The organism is Clostridium neuense (assembly GCF_045310695.1).
Classification (GTDB): Bacteria; Bacillota; Clostridia; order Clostridiales; family Clostridiaceae; genus Clostridium_S; species Clostridium_S neuense.
Genome location: NZ_JBJIAA010000009.1, coordinates 121021 through 142128 on the forward strand (window position 1 = coordinate 121021; position 21108 = coordinate 142128).

Consider the following 21108-nt stretch of genomic DNA (forward strand, 5'->3'; position numbering starts at 1 on the left):
TTAAACTTTTCTAATTAAGCAAGATTATATTCGACAAAAAATCATAAATTCCTTCTATATTTAATATTTTCATTAAATATTTCACTAGCGAATAATCTTTTAGAACTACAAATCTCTTATATTTTACCCATTTAATAGTAAATTTTATTCCGATAATGTGATGAATTTTCATCTTCATACAATAATTTATTCTATACAAATATTTAAAATCCTTTTTATTAGATGTATATTATAAAAAAATATTTAATATCATAGTTAATGAAGATAATTTTAGGGAGTGTGAATATGAAAAGTTCCAATATATTACTGCCTTATGATAAGATAAAAGAATTTGTTCTTTCTAAATATAATTTACAAGATTCAGAAATACAGCAAATAAAATTTAAGGATACAGAAAAACAAAGAGCTGTATATGCTGTAGGTTATGGTCCCCAAAAATATTGCTTAAAAAAAGTTTATTATAAAAAAGAGGATTTACTATTTGTATATTCAGCCACAGAATGGCTTTATAGATATAATATAAACGTTACAAGAGTCCTTCCTACCCATAATAATATGCGCTTTGTATCGTATAATGATATGATTTTTATATTAATGCCCTGGGTAAATGGTAGAAAATTCAATTATGATAATAGTAATGACCTCCTTAAAGCATCAAAAAATTTAGCTCTTATGCACAAATGTTCCTCTAGTTTTTTTCCTATACAAGGCAGCAGTTTAAGAAATGGATTTGACAGAATAGATCTTTCAACAAAAAAACACTTCGAACAAATTTTAGATTTTTGTAATACAGCCTATAAGATAAATGATGAGTTCTCAAAGGTACTTTTAAGTAATTCTGAAATTTGCATATCTCTTGCAAAAAAAGCCTTAGAAGCTTCTTCTTTTATTAATACAAATAATTTAAAAAGAAGCCTATGTCATTTAGATTATGTAAATAAAAATATAATCTTCGACGAATCAGATAATATATGGATAATAGACTTCGATAACTGCAAAATGGATTTTTGTGTTCACGATATATCCTATTTTTTGAGAAGAATTCTAAAAAGAGATTCAACTGTATGGAACAATGAAATACTAATAAACACACTAAACAGCTATGAAGATGTTAAAAATTTAAATTTAGATGAATATTTATATATACTATCCTACTTAGCATTTCCACAAAAGTTCTGGAAAATTTGCAGAGATTATTATAAAAATATAAGAAAATGCAATAAAGGTTCTTTTATCAATCTTCTTAAGGACAGTATAAAATACAATAGAGAACAACTTGAATTTTCAAAGAACCTTGCTAATTATATTAATAATAAATTTAATGTTGACCTTAAATATAGTGATTAGTATTGATTCATAATGGCATAGCACTATTAACATAAGCCTAAAAATAAATTAGCCTAAAAATTAGCAATAAGTTGATTCTTTTAATTATATTAAATTTTTAGACTTAATTTATAGTGCTTGCCAAGTATACACTTATTCTGTGTCACTAAATTTCATTAAATATATCTTCTATAAATTTCTCAAAATTTTCTCTTTGAGTGTAGCTATTACCTTCATATATTTCTTTTGAAGTTATTATAGTATTTAATTTATATCCGTCTAATGAACTCATTTTTTCAAATTCATTATTTTCATACAAATCTCTTAAGGTTTCTCCTATTTTCAGAAGACTTTTATAATATCTTCCATTAGAAAATCCTCTAAGCATTGAGCTATGATCATGTTGCTTTGAAAAGAATACTGATTTAGCTAACCATCCCTCATATGCCATTCCTTTTTTCGTAGTTTTTGACAATATAAAATTCAAATACTTTGTAAATTCTGTAAACTCTCCTGTATGGATTTTTATTCCCACAATTGGATACCATAATCCCTTTATTTTCCCACTATTATTTCCTGATGACCTAAAGTATGCCAAAGTTACTCTTTCTATACCATAAATATATTTAATATTTACATCTATCAATCCAATCATCCTAAAATGTTCAACCGAATATAAATTACATCTAAAACTTTCCGTATATATTCTTAGTATCTCTAATGAATTTGGCATAATAAATACCTCCTGCAATTTAATCATATGCTTATTATGAAAAATAAAGCCATACGATATTGGAATCAATCTTCCTAATCATATGGCATATCTTCAATATCAATTTATATTTTTAATTCTTTCAAGTTGCTTTCTTATTTCTTCCATGCTTTTATAATTTTCTCCAATATTCATTAACTTTTTTAAAAAAACTTCTTCCTCAGAATTTAAATCAAGCTCTTCATACCAAGGTCTATCTTCTATTTCAGTTATTTCATATGATGAATAGTACAAATGAATTAAAAAATCACCTATAAACCAATAATCTATATCCTTTACATATCTCTTATTATCAATAATTCTAGCCAATCCAAAGTCAATTAATGCTATATTTTTATTTTCTTTCAATATCACATTAGGAAGCCTAATATCGCGGTGCACTATACCATTATTATGCAATACTTCCACTGCATTTAAAAGCTGCTCTCCAATTTTGTAAATCTCATATTTATTAAACTCATATTTATCTATGGCTAATAAATCTTCGAATACTTTCCCCTCAATATATTCTAATATATAGCCTTCTCTACCTTTATTATTAAACTTTGATATAAATTTAGGGAACATTGGATTATTTAGAGTTCTTAATATCTTCTCTTCATAAAACAATTTTTTTCTAGTACTATTAAGCATATTTTTTTTCAATTGTTTTACAACAAACTTTTCACCTTTACTATTAACTGCTAAATATGCAATCCCATATCTGCCCTCACCTATTATTTTTAAGATACAATATCCATCTATCTTTTCTCCTGCTTTATAATATCTATCCATACTAATAATCCTATAGCTAAAGATAAACCACTCTGAAACTTGAAATTTATTTGTACCAAAATGCCGTCTTTTGTGAGCTATGATGCAAATGAATTTTATTGGTTGAACTGGTTATCTATATTTCATTTCAAACGATATTATCGACTATATGATCTACTTCTCGACCAGCTCCTTGATCTGCTGCTTGACCAGCTTCTTGAACTGCTCCTTGACCAACTTCTTGATCTACTTCTCGACCTGCTTCTTGATCTACTACTTGACCAACTTCTTGATCTACTTCTTGATCTACTGCTAACTTTATAATAACTATGGCCATTATATGATTCATTAACATAAGAATTCATACATAACACCTCTTTTGTACTTTTTAAATCAATATGATTTATTTTTACAATTATATAATATGAATTAAATAAACACTGTGTTACCTATTTAAAAATAATAATAAAAAAATGAGGTGTTGTAACTTCATTTTAAGTTGCAATACCTCACTTTTTATTATTTAATTCCTATCAAATGCTTATTATACAAAGATCTCTAAGAAAAATCATATTATTTTAGTATTCAAATTTATCTAGGATTTTTAACTTGAGCCTGTGCAGCTGCAAGCCTTGCAAGAGGAACTCTATAAGGAGAGCATGATACATAATCAAGCCCAACATCATGACAGAATTCCACAGACGAAGGATCTCCTCCATGTTCACCACAAATTCCAAGTTCCAAATTAGGATTTGTTTTTCTTCCTAATTCAGCAGACATTTTTATAAGTTTTCCAACACCTATTTGATCTAATTTTGCAAAAGGATCAAATTCATATATTTTCTTTTCATAATAATCCTTTAAGAACTTTCCTGCATCATCTCTGGAGAAGCCAAAGGTCATTTGAGTTAAGTCATTAGTTCCAAAGGAGAAGAATTCTGCTTCTTTTGCTATTTCATCTGCTGTAAGTGCAGCTCTTGGTATTTCTATCATAGTTCCAACCTTATATTTTAAATTAGCTCCTTCTTCCTTTATAACCTTATCTGCTGTCTTAACTACTACATCCTTAACAAACTTTAATTCCTTTACTTCACCTGCAAGAGGTATCATAATCTGAGGTTCAATATTAAGATTCTTTCTTCTATTTACATCTATAGCAGCTTCTATTACAGCCGTAGTCTGCATTTCAGCTATTTCAGGGTAAGATACGCTTAATCTGCAGCCTCTATGTCCCATCATAGGATTAAATTCGTGTAAAGATAAAACTGTATTTTTAAGTTCATCAAAGGTGATTCCCATTTCTTTTGCTAAATCCTCTATATCTTCATCGTTAGTAGGTAAAAATTCATGTAAAGGTGGATCCAAGAACCTTATTGTAACAGGTTTTCCTTCCATTGCCTCATATATTCCTATAAAGTCCTCCTTCTGCATTGGCAAAAGTTTAGCAAGTGCTTTCTTCCTTTGTTCTACAGTTTTTGCAAGTATCATTTCTCTAACTGCCGGTATTCTGTCCTCATTAAAAAACATGTGCTCAGTTCTGCAAAGTCCTACGCCTTCAGCTCCAAATTTTACTGCCTGCTGTGCATCTCTTGGAGTATCAGCATTTGTTTTAACTTTAAGCTTTCTAACTTCATCTGCCCATGACATAAATGTTCCAAAGTAACCACTTATTTCAGGAGAGGTTGTTTTTATAGCATATCCGTACACATTTCCAGTACTTCCATCCAGTGAAATAAAATCACCTTCATTGTATACTTTTCCACCTACCTCAAACTTCTTTTCCTCTTCCTTAACAACTATGTCTCCGCAGCCTGCAACGCAGCATGTTCCCATTCCTCTAGCAACAACCGCTGCATGTGAAGTCATACCACCTCTTACTGTTAGTATTCCTTCTGAAGCTACCATTCCTTCTATGTCTTCTGGTGATGTTTCAAGTCTTACAAGTATAACCTTTTCTCCATTTTCATGATGCTGTTTTGCATCTTCTGCTGTAAAATAAATTTTTCCTGAAGCAGCTCCTGGTGATGCTGGAAGACCTTTTGCTATTGGTTCAGCTTTCTCAAGTTCCTTTTTATCAAAAGCTGGATGTAAAAGTGAATCAAGCTGTTTTGGTTCAACCTTGAGAAGTGCTTCGTCTTTGGTTAATAATCCCTCGCTAACCAAATCAACTGCTATTTTTAATGCTGCTTGAGCAGTTCTCTTTCCATTTCTAGTTTGCAGGAAGTAAAGTTTGCCTTGTTCTATAGTAAATTCCATATCCTGCATATCTCTATAATGCTTTTCAAGCTTTTGCGCTATTTCCATAAATTGCTTATAACATTCTGGCAAATCATTTTGTAGCTTTGTTATTGGCTGAGGTGTTCTTATTCCGGCAACGACATCCTCACCTTGTGCATTTATAAGATATTCTCCAAATATTCTCTTATCTCCAAGTGCAGGATCCCTTGTAAATGCAACTCCTGTCCCTGAAGTGTTTCCCATATTTCCAAATACCATTGACTGAACATTTACAGCTGTTCCCCAGTTACCTGGTATATCATTTATTCTTCTATATACTATTGCTCTAGGATTATTCCAAGATCTAAATACAGCAGTAACTGCTTCTATTAGCTGCTCTCTTGGATCTGCTGGAAAATCTTTTCCTAATTCTTTTTTATATAATTCTTTAAACTGGGAAAGTATGTTTTTTAAATCATTTGCATCTAATTCGGTGTCGTATTTAACATTCTTTTCATCTTTAACTTTGTCTATAATATCTTCAAATTTTCTACCATCTATCCCCATTGCAACATTTGAAAACATTTGAACAAATCTTCTATAAGAATCATATGCAAACCTTTCATTATTTGTAAGCTTTTTAACTGCCTCTACAGTTTTATCATTTAGTCCAAGATTAAGTATTGTATCCATCATTCCAGGCATTGATACTCTTGCTCCTGACCTTACAGAAACAAGAAGTGGGTTTGTATCACTGCCAAATTTTTTCCCTGTAATTTCCTCAAGTTTTCTCATATGCTTATCAATTTGTTCATGTACTTCATCAGATATCTTTTCGCCATCTTCATAATATTTTATGCACGCTTCTGTTGTAACCGTAAAGCCCTGTGGAACAGGTATACCAAGGTTGGTCATTTCAGCTAAATTTGCTCCTTTACCTCCTAGTAAATTTCTCATACCTGCATTTCCTTCATCAAAAAGGTATACATACTTTTTTGTTTCCATAGTAACATCCCCTTTAATCGTTTTGTTGTTACAGTTATACCAACTTAAATGGCATATCTTTTTCTATATATAGGATTACTAACTCAACTTTTAATTTATATACGCCTCATATTGTCTTAAACATAACATTTTGAAACATGCATAAATTGAGTTTCGATACAATAATCCTTACTAACGAGAATTTCATCTCGATTAGTTCAACTTAAATCGTTTACTTTCGACATAACAACATGTTAACTACAAGAATTACCCTATTAATGATATAAGCTATTAAATTATAGAAACCCATAATCACTATAAAAATAGTACTAAATACACTTATAATAAATATAAAATTATTAAATTTACATATTCATTATAACATTTTCCAAAAATAATTATTACACCTATTTCTCCAGTTTTTGGTTTAATTCAAGTATAATATGGCTAATTATTTTGAAAATTCTTTAATTTGCTTAATTTTTCATAAATTATTTATTTAATTTGTGCAAGCCATTTAACATAAAAGTTACAAAATAGTTATAGAATAGATTTAATAGCTAATTGAATTTATATTTGTGCAATAGTATACTATTTTGGGTAGAGGTGATGAATTTGAAAATACCCAAACTGATTAAAATTGCGTTGAATAATACATTTATAAAAAATGGTATAGAAATTCTAAAAATTAATGCCGATGTAATTATATTCTTTATAATATTATGCATAAAGCTAATAAACTATGGAAAAAGCATATCGCCCGAATATTTTAGTACAACGGTTATTACACCTATAATTGCATCTCTATTGTTATTATTTAGTTTTTCATTTCTATTAAAAAATAAAAAAAGAATAAGGTATTTATTTATTATAGACATTTTAATAAGTGCTCTTATACTAGCAGATTTAGTTTATTATAGATATTATACAGATATTATAACTATCTCATCTATTGGAAATGCCAAATTATTAGGCGGCGTAAAAGATGCTATAGCAAGCCTTGTAAAAGTTAGCGACTTTTTTTATTTAATTGATATTATAGTATTTATCCCTATATTTAAAATATACTATAAAAAAGTTGATGTTAAAGTTCAGTCATTAGTAGCTAGAATCATTACCTTTTTTATGATATTTACTGTTGGAACGGTAGTTGAGGCTAAGACATTTAAAAAAGTTTCAATAGAACAGCCTACTCTTTTAACTGCTATGAGCGATAGAATTTATTTAACTAAAATGATAGGGAATTTGAATTTTCATATGGTTGACTTATTTAATTTTTCAAATACCAAAATAAAAAATTCAAAAAAACTTTCAGCAAGCGAAGAGAATCAGGTAAAAAGTTATCTTAAAAGTAAAACAACTAAAACAAATCAATTTACCGGTATAGGAAATGGAAAAAATCTTATAATGATTCAGGTAGAGGCGCTTCAAAACTTTGTCATTAATGCTAAAATTAACGGTAAAGAAATAACACCTAATTTAAATAAATGGGTAAATAAAAGCGCATATTTTGACAATTATTTTTATCAAGTAGCTGGCGGAAATACTTCAGATGCTGAATTTATGTCTCTTAATTCACTTTACCCAGCTCAATCCGGGGCAGCATATTATACGTATTGTGGTAACACGTTGAATTCACTACCTAAGGAATTAAACGCCAATGGCTATTATACCGCAGCACTCCATGGATACGCTGAAGGTTATTGGAATAGAAATGTAATGTATAACACTGAAGGTTTTAATGATTTTTTTGGACAATCCAAGTATGATAGGAATGAAAACGTAGGCTTAGGTCTAAGTGATAAATCTTTTTTAAATCAATCATTTGATGAACTTCAAAAATTCAAGCAACCATATTTTTCTTTTCTTATTACTTTAAGCAGTCATTACCCATTCAATGATGTTAAAGGATATGAAAATGGTATGGATACTTTGGATGTTGGAAGTTATAAAAACACTTTGTTTGGAAATTATTTAGAAGGTATACATTATACCGATAAGCAACTTGGGGATTTTTTAGATAAGCTCGAAAGTTCTGGAATAGCAGATAATTCTATTATTGTATTATATGGTGACCATTTTGCTATTCCTAAACAAAATATTAATGATTTATATAAATTTGAAGGCTCAAGTAGTTCAGATGATTTAGCATGGTATCAATATCAAAAAGTACCTTTATTAATACATTTTCCTAAGGATAAAAATAAGGGAACAAACCATACTTATGCATGCCAAATGGATTTACTTCCAACTATAACAAATATGTTTGATTTAAAAAATGATTATATGTTTGGTAAAGATATATTTAGTACTGGCAATAGAAAGGTTACATTTAGGAATGGGTCATTTACAGATGCAAATGTATTTTATGTATCATGGACAAATACATATTATGATATAAAAACTGGAAGTAAGGTTAATGAGACGCCTAAACTTAAGAGTCTGAAAGAAAATAGTTCAAATGAATTAAAATATTCCGATGAGTTATTAAACCATAATTTAATAAAATCATGGATAAAAAAATAAAATGCTTCTCAACTATAAATCTCTGATTTATAGTTGAGAAGCATCTTTTTAATTTATTAAGTCTTTTAATATTTATCTAAATTTTATTTTGTCTCATTATTGTCGCTATTTTTGTTCTCATCTATATCGTCAAATCTTACAGTATACTGATATGAGTTTTCATCATCTTTTTTATCATTGCTGCCCTTAAATTTGTCTTTAAATTCTGATGCTGCATCACTCATTTTTTCTTTGACAGTTGAAACAGTATCTTTAACTACTGTATTAACAACTTCAACAGACCCATCCTCTTTTGTTATTTCCACTGTAACTTTAGCAACTACCGCAGTTAAAAACATAAGTGCTATTGATGGAGCCCATGCTATTCCCGCAGCAACACCACCTACTATACCGGCACTAACAGGTATATCAAGAATAACTTTTTCATCTTTTTTAACTCTTATCCTTGATACATTGCCTTTGTTTATGGTTTCTTTAAGCCATGTAACAAATTCATCCTTGGTGGTATCAAATTGCTCCCTTGCACTTCCAGCTTTCTTTGAATTTTTTTCTACATATACCAAAGCATCAATTACATTTCCATTAGAAGCTTCAAGGGCTTCTTTGGCTTCTGTGTATGTAACCCCTGTTCTTTCTTTAATGATATCAATTTTCTCCAAAGTTATTTCTTCCATTTATAATTCACTCCTTATTCATTAAACTTAATATTTCCAAACTTTTAGGTTTTTTTGCATAATCTTGAGATATAAACTCATTTAATATTTCATATATCTCTTTTTTTATATTTTTATTTAAGTTCACTTTATAAATATTGCCTATAGGAGTTCTATTTAAGTAATTAAGAGCACCATAGGAAGCAGGTGTAATACTTCTTCCTCCTTCTTTTGCACAATCGTCACATAAAAATCCATAATACTTATAGCTTATATAATTAGAAGATGATATTCTCTTTTTGCATTTAGCACAATGCCCAAAATTAAGGCTATATCCAGTATACCTCATAAGCTTTAATTCAAATGCTCTAGCCAAAGTTTCAAGCTCTCCTACTTTATTTTTCATTAAATAAAATGTACTTACAAATTCTCTAAATAAATCTCTGGAACTTTCACCTTCAACCATAGAAATATCTATTAATTCACAAAGATATGAAGCATAAGTGAGAATATCTAGATCATTTAGAAAACCTTGAAAAGAATCGATTATTTCGCCTTCATTTAATATAAACATGCTTTTCCCTTTAAAAAAAACATAATCTCCAAAACAAAAATTTATGGTTATAGGTAGATATTTGCTTCTATTCTTTTGTGCACCTCTAGCAATTGCAGATATTTTGCCCAATTTTTCAGTAAAAATCCAAATCAATTTATCATTTTCATTTAAATTTTGACTTTTTATTACTACACCTCTGCTTTTAAATACCGCCAGATTCTCATCTCCCTCCTTGTTATTTTAACCTTTTTTCTAAAAATTATTTGTATCCTAACTCTTTAAGTACAAAAGGACTGTCTCTCCAATCTTTTTTAACCTTAACCCATAATCTTAAATTCACTTTTTTGCCAAGAAACTCTTCCATACTTTCTCTTGAATATGTCGATATTTTTTTTAACATTTTTCCATTCTTTCCTATTATTATTCCCTTATGTGATTCCTTTTCACAAAGCAAATTAGCTTCAATGTTGTATTTACCATTTTCATTTTGTTTCATTTTTATAATTTCTATAGCTATTCCATGAGGAACCTCGTCAGATAAAAGCCTTAAAGCTTTTTCTCTTATAATCTCCGATACAATAAATCTTTCCTGTTTATCTATTATCATATCCTCCGGATAATATTTAGGTCCTTCTTTCATATATTTAACCATAAGCTCTATTAAGGTATCTACATTTTTGCCTTTAATAGCTGCTATGGGTATTATTTCTTGAAACTCAAAAAAATCAGAATAATTTTTAAGAGTTTTTGCTAGCCTTTCATCCGTAGTTTCATCCATTTTGTTAACCGCTAAAAATACTGGTACTTTAGCACCCCTGAGCTGTTCTAATATATGAATATCTCCCTTTCCTACCTCAACATCAGGAGTAGTTACAAAGACAACCAAATCTACATCATTCACAGCATCACTTGCCACTTTAACCATGTATTCACCAAGTTTATGTCTTGGCTTATGAATTCCAGGAGTATCTACAAAAATAATTTGATAATCCTCACCTGTAAGTATAGTTTGAATATTATCTCTTGTGGTCTGAGGCTTGCTAGATACAATAGATAACTTTTCACCCATTATGTAATTAAGAAGCGTAGACTTTCCCACATTTGGTCTTCCAATAATTGTTACAAATCCAGATTTAAACATAAGTCCTCCTTATATAACTAAAATTTATCGAATGGTTCAGGAAATATATCTTTCATTTCCTTTACTATATACTCTTCTTCGCTTTTAGCAAGAATTATTTTAATATCCTCCGCTGCAAATTCACTTATTACCTGTCTACAAATTCCGCAGGGATAAGTATAACCATCTTCATCGGATACTATTGCAATTGCCTTTATGTCGGTTTTTCCTTCTTCACTTACAGCTTTGAATATAGCTGTTCTTTCAGCGCAATTTGTAGCTCCAAAGGAAACATTTTCTATATTGCATCCTCCAAATATACTATCATTTTCAGTTAAAATTGCTGCTCCTACCCTAAAATGTGAATACGGAACATATGCCCTTTCTTTATACTCCATTGCCTTCCTTATTAATATACTATAGTCCATTGTAATTTTCCCTTCTTTTCTAAATATAATTCACAATCAATAGCTGCTGTAGACTGATAAGTTATTCTTACCTAAATAGCTTAAACAAAATTATTGTAATTAAAACTCCAAAAACTGCACCCACTACTACTTCAAATACAGAATGAATTTCCGAATCAACTCTACTTTGAGCAACTATTACTGCCAATAAATAACTTAAGACTATAACCTCTATTTCTGGCGATATAAGCGTTATCATTGTAGCTAGTGAAAAAGCTATTACACTATGTCCACTTGGCATTCCTCCTCTTAATGGAGTTCCTTCGCCAAATTTTGCTTTAACTATAAGTGTAACAATACATACAATAATCAAAATCATAAATAGCATATATGGATTAGAATTTTTAACTCTAATTATAAGATGATTGGCTGCTGGTTTAAGCTTATTCCAAAATATAACAAAGCCAACTATAACAGCATTTATAGCCGTTACCAAAACTGCTCCAGCTGCAGCATCCTTAGCTATTTTAGCAAGAGGATGATAATAATTTACATATAGGTCTATAACGCTTTCTATTGCTGTATTAATGAGCTCCGCGGCTATTACCATAGTTATAGTTATAGTTATTACAAGAAGTTCAACCTTAGATAAATCTGTAAAAAAGCAAATAGTAAGTATTAATAGAGCGAATATAAAATCTATTCTAATATTAAGTTGCGTTCTTATTGCATATATTATACCTTCAATCGCATAGTTAAAACTATCAACAAGCTTTTTCATTTTCATAAATATCATCCCATACATGTTAAAATTCATTTAGAAAATTATTCTATAATAAATTATATCAAATTATTTTTATAAATGTCACAAAAAACTTTTATTCTAGTGATAGTTATGGCATGCACACAATTTTGTGCATGCCATAACTATCTATCAATTCCAAATTTATTTAATATTTCTTCTTCTCTTACCCTCATTTTTTTCTTATCAGCTTCCTCCATATGATCATATCCCATCAAATGAAGCACCGAATGTACTGTAAGATATAAAACTTCTCTTAAAAAGGAATGACCATATTCTATGCTCTGCTCCTTTGCCCTTTCAAGAGAAATCGCTATATCACCTATGACAAGCCTTCCCTCATCTAAGTATGTATCATCAAATTTATAATTGGAATATACATCCTTAAAAACCATACCTTCCGGATATTCAAGCATAGGAAATGAAAGTACATCTGTAGCATTATCGACCTTTCTAGTTTCTCTATTTATATTTCTTATTTCATCATTATCAATTAATATTACAGAAACTTCATAAGGTGGATTAACGCCTTCTTCCTTAAGCCCATAATCAATTATTTCCTTTATCTTATCGTAAAGTTCCTCTTCTACCTCAATAGCCTTTTGTCTATTATCTATAAAAATCATAAAAATTTACTCCTTTTGCTTTTTTAATTCGCTTTTGTCAACGGGATATTCTATTCTTTGATGATATATCCCAAGCAATGCTTTTAAAAATGCTTTCCTTATTTCTCCAATATCTTTTAAAGTAAGGTCACAATTGCTCAATTGCCCATCATTTAATCTTTCATTTATTATATTGTTTATCATCTCTTCAACTTTACATTTAGTAGGCTCATGTATAGATCTTACAGCTGCTTCTATACTGTCAGCAAGCATTATAATTGCAATTTCCTTGCTTTCTGGAACAGGCCCAGGGTATCTAAAGTTCTCTTCTTTTACTTCATCAGGATTTTCACTTGAATTCTTAAGTGTTATATAAAAATACTTAACTAAAGTATTGCCATGATGCTGCTGAATTGCATTCTGTATTATCTCTGGTATTTTATACTCCTTTGCAAGTTCTATACCATCCTTTACGTGAGAAATTATAACAAGAGCACTTAAATTAGGATTTATCTTAGAGTGAGGATTTTCAACTCCAATTTGATTTTCCTTAAAAAAATACGGTCTCTTTATTTTTCCTATATCATGGTAGTATGCAGACACTCTTGCAAGAAGTGGATTTCCACCAACCTTCTCAACGGCAACCTCTGCAAGATTAGCTACCATTATGCTGTGGTGATAAGTTCCTGGTGCTTCCATAAGAAGTTTCTTCATAAGTGGATGATTAGGATCCGATAATTCAAGAAGCTTGACCGATGTAACTATTCCAAATATATTTTCAAAAATAGGTAAAAATCCTATAGTAAGTATTGAAGATAAAATACCTCCCACAAAAGTAAATGCTGCTTTTTGTACATTATCTATAACATTGTTACTGAGCAAAAATCCAACAGAAAATGCTACAATTGCACTTACAAAAGCTATAAACATAGCGGCATAAATTGTATCGCTTCTCTCCTGCATCTTTCTAAATACTATTGACACTAAAATACAGCTTAATATTGTAAGCATAATTATTTCTGTATTAAACTCACATACTGCAGAAATTAAAATACTATTTAGTATACTTTCTATTAACGCTATTTTGTAATCTAAAAGAAGCGTTAACAGCATAGGTATGCAGGCAAGTGGTATCAAAAATGGTGAAATAACACTTATTGTTCTTGCCAATACGATTGATATTATGTTTAAAATAAATACCATTAAAAGCTTTGCATTGTCATTATAAATTTGCCTATAATATTTAAATATATAATATGTTTCAAGAAACAACATTAAAGAAACAAGCATAGCTAAACTAATATATATATACCAATTATAATTATTTTTACTGTTTAAAAGCCCCAAATCTTCAAGTATTGCAATTTCATTTGCAGTTACTGGTTCTCCCTCTTTAACAATTACCTGTTCCTTTTTTACCATAACAGGGGAAACCTTTTTTGCGATTTCTTCCTTAATATCTTTAGTTTTTTCAGCATCATATGTCATATTAGTCTTTATATATGAATAAGCTATATTCTTTGCTAAATTGTCTTCAATTTTATTTAATTTATCACTTTTAAGCTGTGCATCTACAGCTTCCTTTGCCTTCTTAATATCTTGCAAGTTATCGTCACGTATTTCGCCTTTATATATCTCCTTAATAGTCTTAACTAAAACTTGCTGTAAATTTTTTATATCGTCTTTGCTCATCGATAAAATTGTATTTACATCACTATCGCTAATATTTATCGTAATAGAACCCTTTAATTGTTCTAATTTTTTAGCATTATCAGAATTAGTATCCTTAACAGAATTTATAACAGCAAAATTTCCATTTAAATCATTTAAGCTATCATCCAATACTTGAGAGTTTTTATTATACTGAAGTCCTACAGAATTTACTGCTTGATTTATTCTATCATTAGTTGCATTTCTATCTTTTACGTCTCTAGGTGCTTTTATATCTACCTTAGCAATATCTCCTTCTTTTAAATTATACTTTTTAGTAATTAAAGATGTTAAAATGATTCCAAAAATAATGAAAAAGGAAGCTAATAAAATCAACATCTTTTTAACGTCATTTCTTTTCATAAGCATAAATATTTTCATCACCATTCACCCTTTTGTTTAACACTGCTTATATATATAGTGAAACTAACTCAACTACAAACTATATATGCACCATAATCCCTTGAAGATTGGTATTTTGGAACATAAATAGTTTAAATTCCACAGTAGTTTCACTATAGATAAACCGCTTCAACTATTGAAATTCATGTGCACCAAAATGCCTAGAGAACGGCATTTTGGTACAAATAAATTTCAAGTTTCAGAGTGGTTTATCTTTATTACTGTACAGCTCCAATATTCTCTTCAGTTACCACTAAAATTCTAATTGTACACAAATCGCCACTTGTTGTTGTATCAACACTTTTATTAATTATCTTTATATTTTTATCAAATTTAGAAGTGATTTTTTTATACATTTCATCAGCTTCACTATTAACAAGCTTTTCTTTATTTTGTTTTTCTAATTTATCCTTAACTTCATAATATGTCTCTTTTTTGAAAAAGAAATTATCATCTATTATTCTATCATATTTCTTAAACTTGTTTGCGCTTTTTTTTAAATAAATTTTTTTATTTCCAATTTTTATATAATAATTTTCCATCTCCCGTCCTGTTCTCACCCTAACATGCTTAGATAAGCTTACATCAACAGATTTTTCATAGGAAACTTGTGCAATTACACTTCCTTCAGCATGAACGCTATAAGTACTTCCTTCCTTACCCTGTTCTCCCTTTATAAGTACTTGTCCTTTTTTAACAACATCACCAGTCTTAACAGCAGCAGTACCGGATTTTGTATAGACCCTAAGTACATAACCATCCTTTCCAGCAACAATATCGCAAGGATTTGTATCATTTACTATCTGAGGTGGCTCCTGCCTCTCAGCTATATTAACCTTAAGATGAGAGCCATATATTCTAACTCTGGCCCACATAATATCATTATTTCTAAGAGCAAGCTTCTTTTCAATATCATATACATTTAAACTACTTTTGTTTATCCCAGGTCTTATACCTAAATTATATAATTGCATTCTTATGTTATATGGTGGTACATTTCTTTCCGTACTTATATCAATTCCCCATATAAAACTAGCTAAATAATGTATTAAAAATATAAACGCTGCAACCCCTATGACTAGGGAAAATCGATTCTTTAACTTAATCAAAAAAAATCCAATTCCTCTGGTTTTTATTATTTTAATCCTTGATTTTGTTTTAGAAGCTAATTCCTTTATCTTTCTGTAATCCCTAAGTTCAACTTCTATGCGAATTAAATTCATATCTATTCTGTGTACTTCTATTAGTTTTATTTTATTTTTCCAAAGTAAATTTAAAAATTCCTCAATTTTTTTTGTTCTAACTTCTACTGTTATATAAGCATTTTTTGTTTTTTCAAATTTAATTTTCATCACTATCATCTCCATACATAATGGCTTTGAATTTACCACCAATTATTATTGTACTTTTCCCTATAAAAAGAATTTCAAGTTTAATCCCTTTTACTCTTATAATTCCCGATGTAGTGCTTACTTCAATTAAATTTTCATTGAAGGTAAGAATTTCTTTATGATTTTCTATGGATATCTCTTCATTGCCTAAGATTGAAATGTCTATTTTCGGTATATCCATAACTATATCAGTTGGGAAATCCAGCTTATTTGCTATACTCCTTTTTATGTTACTTAATCTAAATTTCTTCACCCTTCCACCCTCAAACGTTACAACACTTCCATATTAATTTATGACTTTAAACTACGATAAATTACTCCAAAAAATAAAAATGGAAAGAATATTAAATTCTTTCCACCATAATACCTTGCTTTTAAAAATAAGCTAATAAAAGATCCGGAATTACCGGATCTTATTACATTCTTATTTATTATTTAAAAACTCTTTTACAAGTTTATTAACTAATGAACCGTCCGCACGTCCTTTTGTTTTAGGACTTACAGATTTCATTACTTTTCCCATGTCCTTCATGCTATTTGCACCAATTTCTTTAACTACATCACTAATAATACTTTTTATCTCGTCTTCAGTCAATTGCTGAGGAAGGTAATTCATAAGGATTTTAATCTCATTATTAGCTTTATCAACTAAATCTTGCCTATTACCTTTTTCAAACTCAACTAAAGCTTCTCGCCTCTGTTTAACTTCTTTTGATAAAACCTCAATAACTTTTGAATCGTCTAACTTTTCGTTTCCAGTTTTCTCAACTTGTAAAACAGCAGCTCTAGCCATACTGATTATGTTAGCCTTAAATTTGTCGCCACTTTTCAAGGCTTCTTTCCAATCTTGCTGTAGTTTTTCCTTAAGGGACATTCACGTACCTTCTTTCAAACCTATTTAAACTTTCTTTTTCTAGCAGCTTCAGATTTTTTCTTTCTTTTTACACTAGGTTTTTCGTAGTGTTCTCTCTTTCTTACTTCTGAAAGAACCCCCGCTCTAGCACATTTTCTTTTAAATCTTCTTAAAGCACTCTCTAAAGATTCATTTTCGCCAACTTTAATTTCTGACATCTATATCCCTCCCTCCGCTAGCTTAACTATAATTCAAATGCAGCTATTGGGCAAAATAACACAAAACAATTATACAACACATAAAGCTTTAATGTCAACAATTTCATGTATCCATAAAGCAATTTATATGCACAATTTTTAGCCTGGAGGCCAATTAAGGCTTCTACCTCCAAGTAAATGAAAATGAACATGTGGAACACTTTGGCCACCATCTTCTCCACAGTTAGAAACTATTCTGTATCCACCTTCATCAATTCCAAGCTCTTTTACAAGTTTAGGAACAATTTTAAATATATGTGCTATAGTTTCAGCTGCTTCGTCATCAACTTCATTTAAACTTGAAATATGCTTTTTAGGAATAATAAGCACATGTACTGGAGCTTCAGGATTTAAATCTTTAAAGCTTAATATTTTGTCATCCTCATATACTTTATTACTTGGTATTTCTCCATTTACTATTTTGCAAAAAATGCAGTCATTCATATAATCACCCCCTTCTAGTAATACAATATAACTAATCTATAATTTCTCCAAATAGATATTCTCCTTTACAGGAAGTAATATTTACCTTCAATATAGATGAAGATATATTCTTTTGGCTTTGTACTACCACTTTTATATAGTTAGCAGTATAACCTTCATAAAGTTCACTGTTATTTTCAAAATTGGTTTCAAAAAGCACCCTCATACTCCTTCCAATGAACTTACTTATAAATTCAATTTCATTTTTATTATTAAGTTCAATAAGCTTAGCACTTCTCTCTTCCTTTATGTTACCATCAACCTGATCCTTCATGTCTGCTGCCTTTGTTCCTTCTCTTTTAGAATATTTAAATACATGAGTTTTAGTAAGCTTTATATCCTTAAGAAAATTATAGGTTTCATTAAACTCTCTCTCAGTTTCACCAGGAAACCCGACAATAACATCTGTTGTTATTGATACATCATCTATATTTTCCCTAAGCTTTTCTACAATATTCTTGTATTCTTCGGGCGTGTAATGTCTATTCATTCTTTTTAGAGTATCTGCACACCCACTTTGAAGTGATAAATGAAAATGAGGGCACATTTTTTTCATAGTTTTTATCTTTTCAATCACTTCGTCTGTGAAAAATGTTGGTTCAATAGAACCTATTCTTATTCTCTCTATTCCCTCAATTTTTTCGGCCTCTTCAATAATTTTAATTAAATCCCAATCATTTTTAAGGTCGATACCGTAAGATGCTATGTGTATTCCTGATAATATAATTTCCTTAAAACCATGCTTTGCAAGTTCTTTTATCTCCTGTATCACCTTGTCAGGATCTTTACTGCATATTCCACCTCTTGCATATGGTATTAAGCAGTAGGAACAGAATCTATTACAGCCGTCTTGTATTTTTAGAAATGCTCTTGTTTTATCATGATATTCTTCTATTTTTAAATCTTCAAATTTCTTATCTCTGAAAACATCCTTGACATTTACTATTTGCTTTCTTTCTCCAATAAATTCATTTAGATATTTTATTATATCTCCTTTATTTTTAGTACCAAGTACTATGTCAACTCCATTTATCTTAGATACTTTTTCCGGCTCAACTTGTGAATAGCATCCCACAACTGCTATGAGAGCATCCTCATTTAATTTTTTTGCCTTACTTATCATTTGTCTTGATTTTCTATCACCCATGTTTGTAACTGTACATGTGTTTATAACATAAACATCAGCCTTGTCTTCTGGCTCAACAAGTTCATACCCCTCTTTGATAAACTTTTCAGCCATAGCTTCGCTTTCATAGGAATTTACTCTGCATCCGAGTGTGATAAAAGCAACCTTCATTATAAATTTCCTCCAATATCGGATAGTTCATACATAACAAGAGAAGTACATACAAATCCTGCCGTTTCAGTTCTAAGAATTCTAGGTCCTAATGTAATTATATGTGCTCCAATTTGTTTTAGTTCTTCTATTTCTTCTTCATCAAAACCGCCCTCTGGTCCTATTACAACTGCTGCACTTTTAATATTGCCACCTTTTATCTCCTGCATTACTTTTTTTAGTCCAATACCTGTTTGATTTTCATAAGGAACTAACACAAGATCAAAATCTTTTAGCTTATAAAGCATGTCATTAAATTCAATTACATTGTTTACTTTAGTTATTAAACTTCTTTTACTTTGCTTACATGCTTCAAATGCAATTCTATTCCATCTATCAAGCTTCTTAAATTCCTTCATTTCACTTTTTACAACTACTCTTTTCATAATGACAGGATTTATTTCCTTTAGCCCAAGTTCGCAGCCTTTTTGAACTATAATATCCATTTTAGCTGCCTTAGGTACTCCTTGAAACAGGTAAACATCAAGAGGGCTTTCATTGTTTATCTCTAATTTTTCTGTAATTTTAGCTTCTACAACATTTTTATCTATATGAGTTATTTCTGCTATAAATTCCTCTCCACTACAGTTATTTATGCTTATTTTTTCTCCCTCTTTAAGTCTTAAGACTTTATATATATGTTTCACATCGTCGCCATATATATTTACAATATCACTTACTATGTTTTCTTTGGCGACAAAAAATTTGTGCATATTCTAAAACACTCTCCTTAAATATTTTATGCTTTTGCAACAATACAAACCCATTCTCCCTGATTATTAACTTCTATTATATCAAATTTATTTTTTCTCAATTCTTCAATTACATCCTTAGCTCTATCTTTTATTATACCAGATGATATAAAATATCCTCCCTTTGTAATAAATTTATTTACATCAGGTATTAAGATTTTTATAACTTCTGCAATAATATTTGCTACAATTACATTTGCTTTGCCTTCTACAACTTCCATTAAATCTCCGTGCTTAATCTCAATGTTATCTAAATTATTGTACTTTAAATTTTGCCTTGCCGAATCTACTGCAACAGGATCAAGATCCACACCTAAAACTTTACTTGCATTTAACTTGGCTGCTGAAATAGCAAGTATACCAGAACCTGTTCCTATATCAAAAACAGTTGAATTATCGTCTACATACCTTTCAAGTGCCTGTATGCACATTCTTGTGGTTTCATGCGTTCCTGTTCCAAATGCCATTCCTGGATCAAGTTCAACAACTAATTCGTAATCTTTAGGGTCATATTTTTCCCATATAGGCTTTACTACAATTCTAGCACCAACCTTAGTAGGCTTATAATATTTTTTCCAGTTATTTTCCCAATCCTGTTCATTGACCTTATTACTTATTACAAGTCCCTTACCTTTATCTATTCCAAATTCATGTAAGTTGTCAATGCTTTTTTTTATGTATTCAAGGTTATTTTCAAATTCGTCATCTTCTTTATAATAACCCTTTATTACTGCACCTTCTTTTATGTTGAGAAGTTTTTCATCAAAATAATCCCAGTCACCATGATGTTTTTTCTTAAATTCAACATCATTTGAATCTTCAATGGAAACTCCCTTAACAGGTGTATTGTAAAGTATTCCTGTAACTGCCTCAACAGCTTCACTACTTGTTACAATACTAACTTCTATCCAATCTTTATCCAATTTTATTCCTCCAAATATATTATTTACAAAAATACAAGTAAGACATTTAATTCTTACTTGTACTTAATATTGTATCAATCTTTCACTTGACTATCTATTTTGCTAAGGAGTTTTTTGTAACCTCTTATTACATTTCTGAGTTCATCTTCACTATCTTCATATTCTTCATCCATATCGTAACGTAATTCTTGTATTCTCGTGTTTATAAGATTCTTTATTTTCTTTACCTCACTTACGTCAAGATCAAGCATCATAGAGCATCATTCCTTCCACATCATAG

The 21108-nt window shown here is 29.8% G+C and carries 22 protein-coding genes; 2 read left to right on the forward strand and 20 right to left on the reverse strand.

Annotation, left to right across the window (positions count from 1 at the left end):
- Positions 1–285: 285 nt before the first annotated feature.
- Positions 286–1347 (forward strand): CotS family spore coat protein, encoded by a 1062-nt coding sequence (locus ACJDT4_RS12065; RefSeq protein ID WP_406787825.1) that lies wholly within the window; start codon positions 286–288, stop codon positions 1345–1347.
- A gap of 145 nt (positions 1348–1492) precedes the next feature.
- On the opposite strand, the gene ACJDT4_RS12070 is transcribed toward ACJDT4_RS12065, so the two are convergent.
- The 4 genes from ACJDT4_RS12070 to ppdK all read right to left on the reverse strand — a co-directional run bounded on the left by ACJDT4_RS12070 (position 1493) and on the right by ppdK (position 6073).
- Entirely contained in the window at positions 1493–2059 is a 567-nt protein-coding gene (locus ACJDT4_RS12070; RefSeq protein ID WP_406787826.1) for a hypothetical protein, read from the reverse strand.
- A 99-nt stretch (positions 2060–2158) separates the two neighbouring features.
- Entirely contained in the window at positions 2159–2872 is a 714-nt protein-coding gene (locus ACJDT4_RS12075) for a protein kinase family protein (protein WP_406787827.1), read from the reverse strand.
- Between the two features lie 127 nt (positions 2873–2999).
- Positions 3000–3206, reverse strand: a complete 207-nt coding sequence (locus ACJDT4_RS12080; protein WP_406787828.1) for a hypothetical protein — start codon at positions 3204–3206, stop codon at positions 3000–3002.
- 236 nt (positions 3207–3442) lie between these two features.
- On the reverse strand, positions 3443–6073 hold the full coding sequence (ppdK, locus tag ACJDT4_RS12085; RefSeq protein WP_406787829.1) for a pyruvate, phosphate dikinase: 2631 nt from the start codon (positions 6071–6073) through the stop codon (positions 3443–3445).
- Between the two features lie 588 nt (positions 6074–6661).
- Here ppdK and ACJDT4_RS12090 point away from each other — a divergent pair.
- Positions 6662–8578 carry an LTA synthase family protein gene (locus ACJDT4_RS12090; protein WP_406787830.1) on the forward strand — a complete coding sequence of 639 codons (1917 nt, stop codon included), beginning with the start codon at positions 6662–6664 and terminating at the stop codon, positions 8576–8578.
- 83 nt (positions 8579–8661) lie between these two features.
- Here ACJDT4_RS12090 and ACJDT4_RS12095 read toward each other — a convergent pair whose 3' ends face one another.
- The 16 genes from ACJDT4_RS12095 to ACJDT4_RS12170 all read right to left on the reverse strand — a co-directional run bounded on the left by ACJDT4_RS12095 (position 8662) and on the right by ACJDT4_RS12170 (position 21082).
- The gene (locus ACJDT4_RS12095) at positions 8662–9252 is read right to left on the reverse strand and encodes a DUF4342 domain-containing protein (protein ID WP_406787831.1); all 591 of its coding nucleotides are present in this window, start codon (positions 9250–9252) and stop codon (positions 8662–8664) included.
- Between the two features lie 7 nt (positions 9253–9259).
- Positions 9260–10003, reverse strand: a complete 744-nt coding sequence (recO, locus tag ACJDT4_RS12100; RefSeq protein WP_406787945.1) for a DNA repair protein RecO — start codon at positions 10001–10003, stop codon at positions 9260–9262.
- Between the two features lie 43 nt (positions 10004–10046).
- Positions 10047–10928 carry a GTPase Era gene (era, locus tag ACJDT4_RS12105; RefSeq protein WP_406787832.1) on the reverse strand — a complete coding sequence of 294 codons (882 nt, stop codon included), beginning with the start codon at positions 10926–10928 and terminating at the stop codon, positions 10047–10049.
- A gap of 17 nt (positions 10929–10945) precedes the next feature.
- Positions 10946–11335: a cytidine deaminase gene (locus ACJDT4_RS12110; protein WP_406787833.1), complete on the reverse strand. Its 390-nt coding sequence runs from the start codon at positions 11333–11335 to the stop codon at positions 10946–10948.
- Positions 11336–11402: 67 nt separating this feature from the next.
- The gene (locus ACJDT4_RS12115; RefSeq protein ID WP_406787834.1) at positions 11403–12101 is read right to left on the reverse strand and encodes a diacylglycerol kinase; all 699 of its coding nucleotides are present in this window, start codon (positions 12099–12101) and stop codon (positions 11403–11405) included.
- Between the two features lie 140 nt (positions 12102–12241).
- A complete protein-coding gene (gene ybeY, locus ACJDT4_RS12120; RefSeq protein ID WP_406787835.1) occupies positions 12242–12742 on the reverse strand; it encodes an rRNA maturation RNase YbeY in 501 nt (166 codons plus the stop codon).
- Between the two features lie 6 nt (positions 12743–12748).
- Positions 12749–14812 (reverse strand): HD family phosphohydrolase, encoded by a 2064-nt coding sequence (locus ACJDT4_RS12125; RefSeq protein WP_406787836.1) that lies wholly within the window; start codon positions 14810–14812, stop codon positions 12749–12751.
- 239 nt (positions 14813–15051) lie between these two features.
- Positions 15052–16185 carry a sporulation protein YqfD gene (gene yqfD / locus ACJDT4_RS12130; RefSeq protein WP_406787837.1) on the reverse strand — a complete coding sequence of 378 codons (1134 nt, stop codon included), beginning with the start codon at positions 16183–16185 and terminating at the stop codon, positions 15052–15054.
- Positions 16175–16477, reverse strand: coding sequence for a sporulation protein YqfC (gene yqfC, locus ACJDT4_RS12135; RefSeq protein ID WP_406787838.1), 303 nt, complete (start codon positions 16475–16477; stop codon positions 16175–16177). Before yqfC ends, yqfD begins: the two co-directional genes overlap by 11 nt.
- A gap of 171 nt (positions 16478–16648) precedes the next feature.
- The gene (locus ACJDT4_RS12140) at positions 16649–17098 is read right to left on the reverse strand and encodes a GatB/YqeY domain-containing protein (protein ID WP_406787839.1); all 450 of its coding nucleotides are present in this window, start codon (positions 17096–17098) and stop codon (positions 16649–16651) included.
- A gap of 20 nt (positions 17099–17118) precedes the next feature.
- Positions 17119–17295, reverse strand: coding sequence for a 30S ribosomal protein S21 (rpsU, locus tag ACJDT4_RS12145; RefSeq protein ID WP_010964600.1), 177 nt, complete (start codon positions 17293–17295; stop codon positions 17119–17121).
- A 138-nt stretch (positions 17296–17433) separates the two neighbouring features.
- Positions 17434–17778: a histidine triad nucleotide-binding protein gene (locus ACJDT4_RS12150; protein ID WP_406787840.1), complete on the reverse strand. Its 345-nt coding sequence runs from the start codon at positions 17776–17778 to the stop codon at positions 17434–17436.
- A gap of 31 nt (positions 17779–17809) precedes the next feature.
- Positions 17810–19114 (reverse strand): tRNA (N(6)-L-threonylcarbamoyladenosine(37)-C(2))-methylthiotransferase MtaB, encoded by a 1305-nt coding sequence (gene mtaB, locus ACJDT4_RS12155; RefSeq protein ID WP_406787841.1) that lies wholly within the window; start codon positions 19112–19114, stop codon positions 17810–17812.
- On the reverse strand, positions 19114–19866 hold the full coding sequence (locus ACJDT4_RS12160) for a 16S rRNA (uracil(1498)-N(3))-methyltransferase (RefSeq protein WP_406787842.1): 753 nt from the start codon (positions 19864–19866) through the stop codon (positions 19114–19116). Before ACJDT4_RS12160 ends, mtaB begins: the two co-directional genes overlap by 1 nt.
- 26 nt (positions 19867–19892) lie before the next feature.
- Complete coding sequence (prmA, locus tag ACJDT4_RS12165) at positions 19893–20828, reverse strand: 50S ribosomal protein L11 methyltransferase (protein ID WP_406787843.1); 936 nt, start codon at positions 20826–20828, stop codon at positions 19893–19895.
- A 74-nt stretch (positions 20829–20902) separates the two neighbouring features.
- On the reverse strand, positions 20903–21082 hold the full coding sequence (locus ACJDT4_RS12170) for a hypothetical protein (RefSeq protein WP_406787844.1): 180 nt from the start codon (positions 21080–21082) through the stop codon (positions 20903–20905).
- Positions 21083–21108: the final 26 nt, after the last annotated feature.

What these genes read in the sequence shown, in the direction of transcription:
- ACJDT4_RS12075 (WP_406787827.1), bottom strand. Translation starts at nt 2,872, where the DNA reads ATGGATAGATATTATAAAGCAGGAGAAAAGATAGATGGATATTGTATC.
- ACJDT4_RS12115 (WP_406787834.1), bottom strand. Translation starts at nt 12,101, where the DNA reads ATGAAAATGAAAAAGCTTGTTGATAGTTTTAACTATGCGATTGAAGGT.
- ybeY (WP_406787835.1), bottom strand. Translation starts at nt 12,742, where the DNA reads ATGATTTTTATAGATAATAGACAAAAGGCTATTGAGGTAGAAGAGGAA.
- ACJDT4_RS12080 (WP_406787828.1), bottom strand. Translation starts at nt 3,206, where the DNA reads ATGTTAATGAATCATATAATGGCCATAGTTATTATAAAGTTAGCAGTA.
- rpsU (WP_010964600.1), bottom strand. Translation starts at nt 17,295, where the DNA reads ATGTCAGAAATTAAAGTTGGCGAAAATGAATCTTTAGAGAGTGCTTTA.
- era (WP_406787832.1), bottom strand. Translation starts at nt 10,928, where the DNA reads ATGTTTAAATCTGGATTTGTAACAATTATTGGAAGACCAAATGTGGGA.
- ppdK (WP_406787829.1), bottom strand. Translation starts at nt 6,073, where the DNA reads ATGGAAACAAAAAAGTATGTATACCTTTTTGATGAAGGAAATGCAGGT.
- ACJDT4_RS12070 (WP_406787826.1), bottom strand. Translation starts at nt 2,059, where the DNA reads ATGCCAAATTCATTAGAGATACTAAGAATATATACGGAAAGTTTTAGA.
- ACJDT4_RS12090 (WP_406787830.1), top strand. Translation starts at nt 6,662, where the DNA reads ATGAATTTGAAAATACCCAAACTGATTAAAATTGCGTTGAATAATACA.
- mtaB (WP_406787841.1), bottom strand. Translation starts at nt 19,114, where the DNA reads ATGAAGGTTGCTTTTATCACACTCGGATGCAGAGTAAATTCCTATGAA.
- ACJDT4_RS12095 (WP_406787831.1), bottom strand. Translation starts at nt 9,252, where the DNA reads ATGGAAGAAATAACTTTGGAGAAAATTGATATCATTAAAGAAAGAACA.
- ACJDT4_RS12065 (WP_406787825.1), top strand. Translation starts at nt 286, where the DNA reads ATGAAAAGTTCCAATATATTACTGCCTTATGATAAGATAAAAGAATTT.
- ACJDT4_RS12160 (WP_406787842.1), bottom strand. Translation starts at nt 19,866, where the DNA reads ATGCACAAATTTTTTGTCGCCAAAGAAAACATAGTAAGTGATATTGTA.
- ACJDT4_RS12140 (WP_406787839.1), bottom strand. Translation starts at nt 17,098, where the DNA reads ATGTCCCTTAAGGAAAAACTACAGCAAGATTGGAAAGAAGCCTTGAAA.
- ACJDT4_RS12170 (WP_406787844.1), bottom strand. Translation starts at nt 21,082, where the DNA reads ATGATGCTTGATCTTGACGTAAGTGAGGTAAAGAAAATAAAGAATCTT.
- yqfD (WP_406787837.1), bottom strand. Translation starts at nt 16,185, where the DNA reads ATGAAAATTAAATTTGAAAAAACAAAAAATGCTTATATAACAGTAGAA.
- ACJDT4_RS12110 (WP_406787833.1), bottom strand. Translation starts at nt 11,335, where the DNA reads ATGGACTATAGTATATTAATAAGGAAGGCAATGGAGTATAAAGAAAGG.
- ACJDT4_RS12125 (WP_406787836.1), bottom strand. Translation starts at nt 14,812, where the DNA reads ATGAAAATATTTATGCTTATGAAAAGAAATGACGTTAAAAAGATGTTG.
- ACJDT4_RS12150 (WP_406787840.1), bottom strand. Translation starts at nt 17,778, where the DNA reads ATGAATGACTGCATTTTTTGCAAAATAGTAAATGGAGAAATACCAAGT.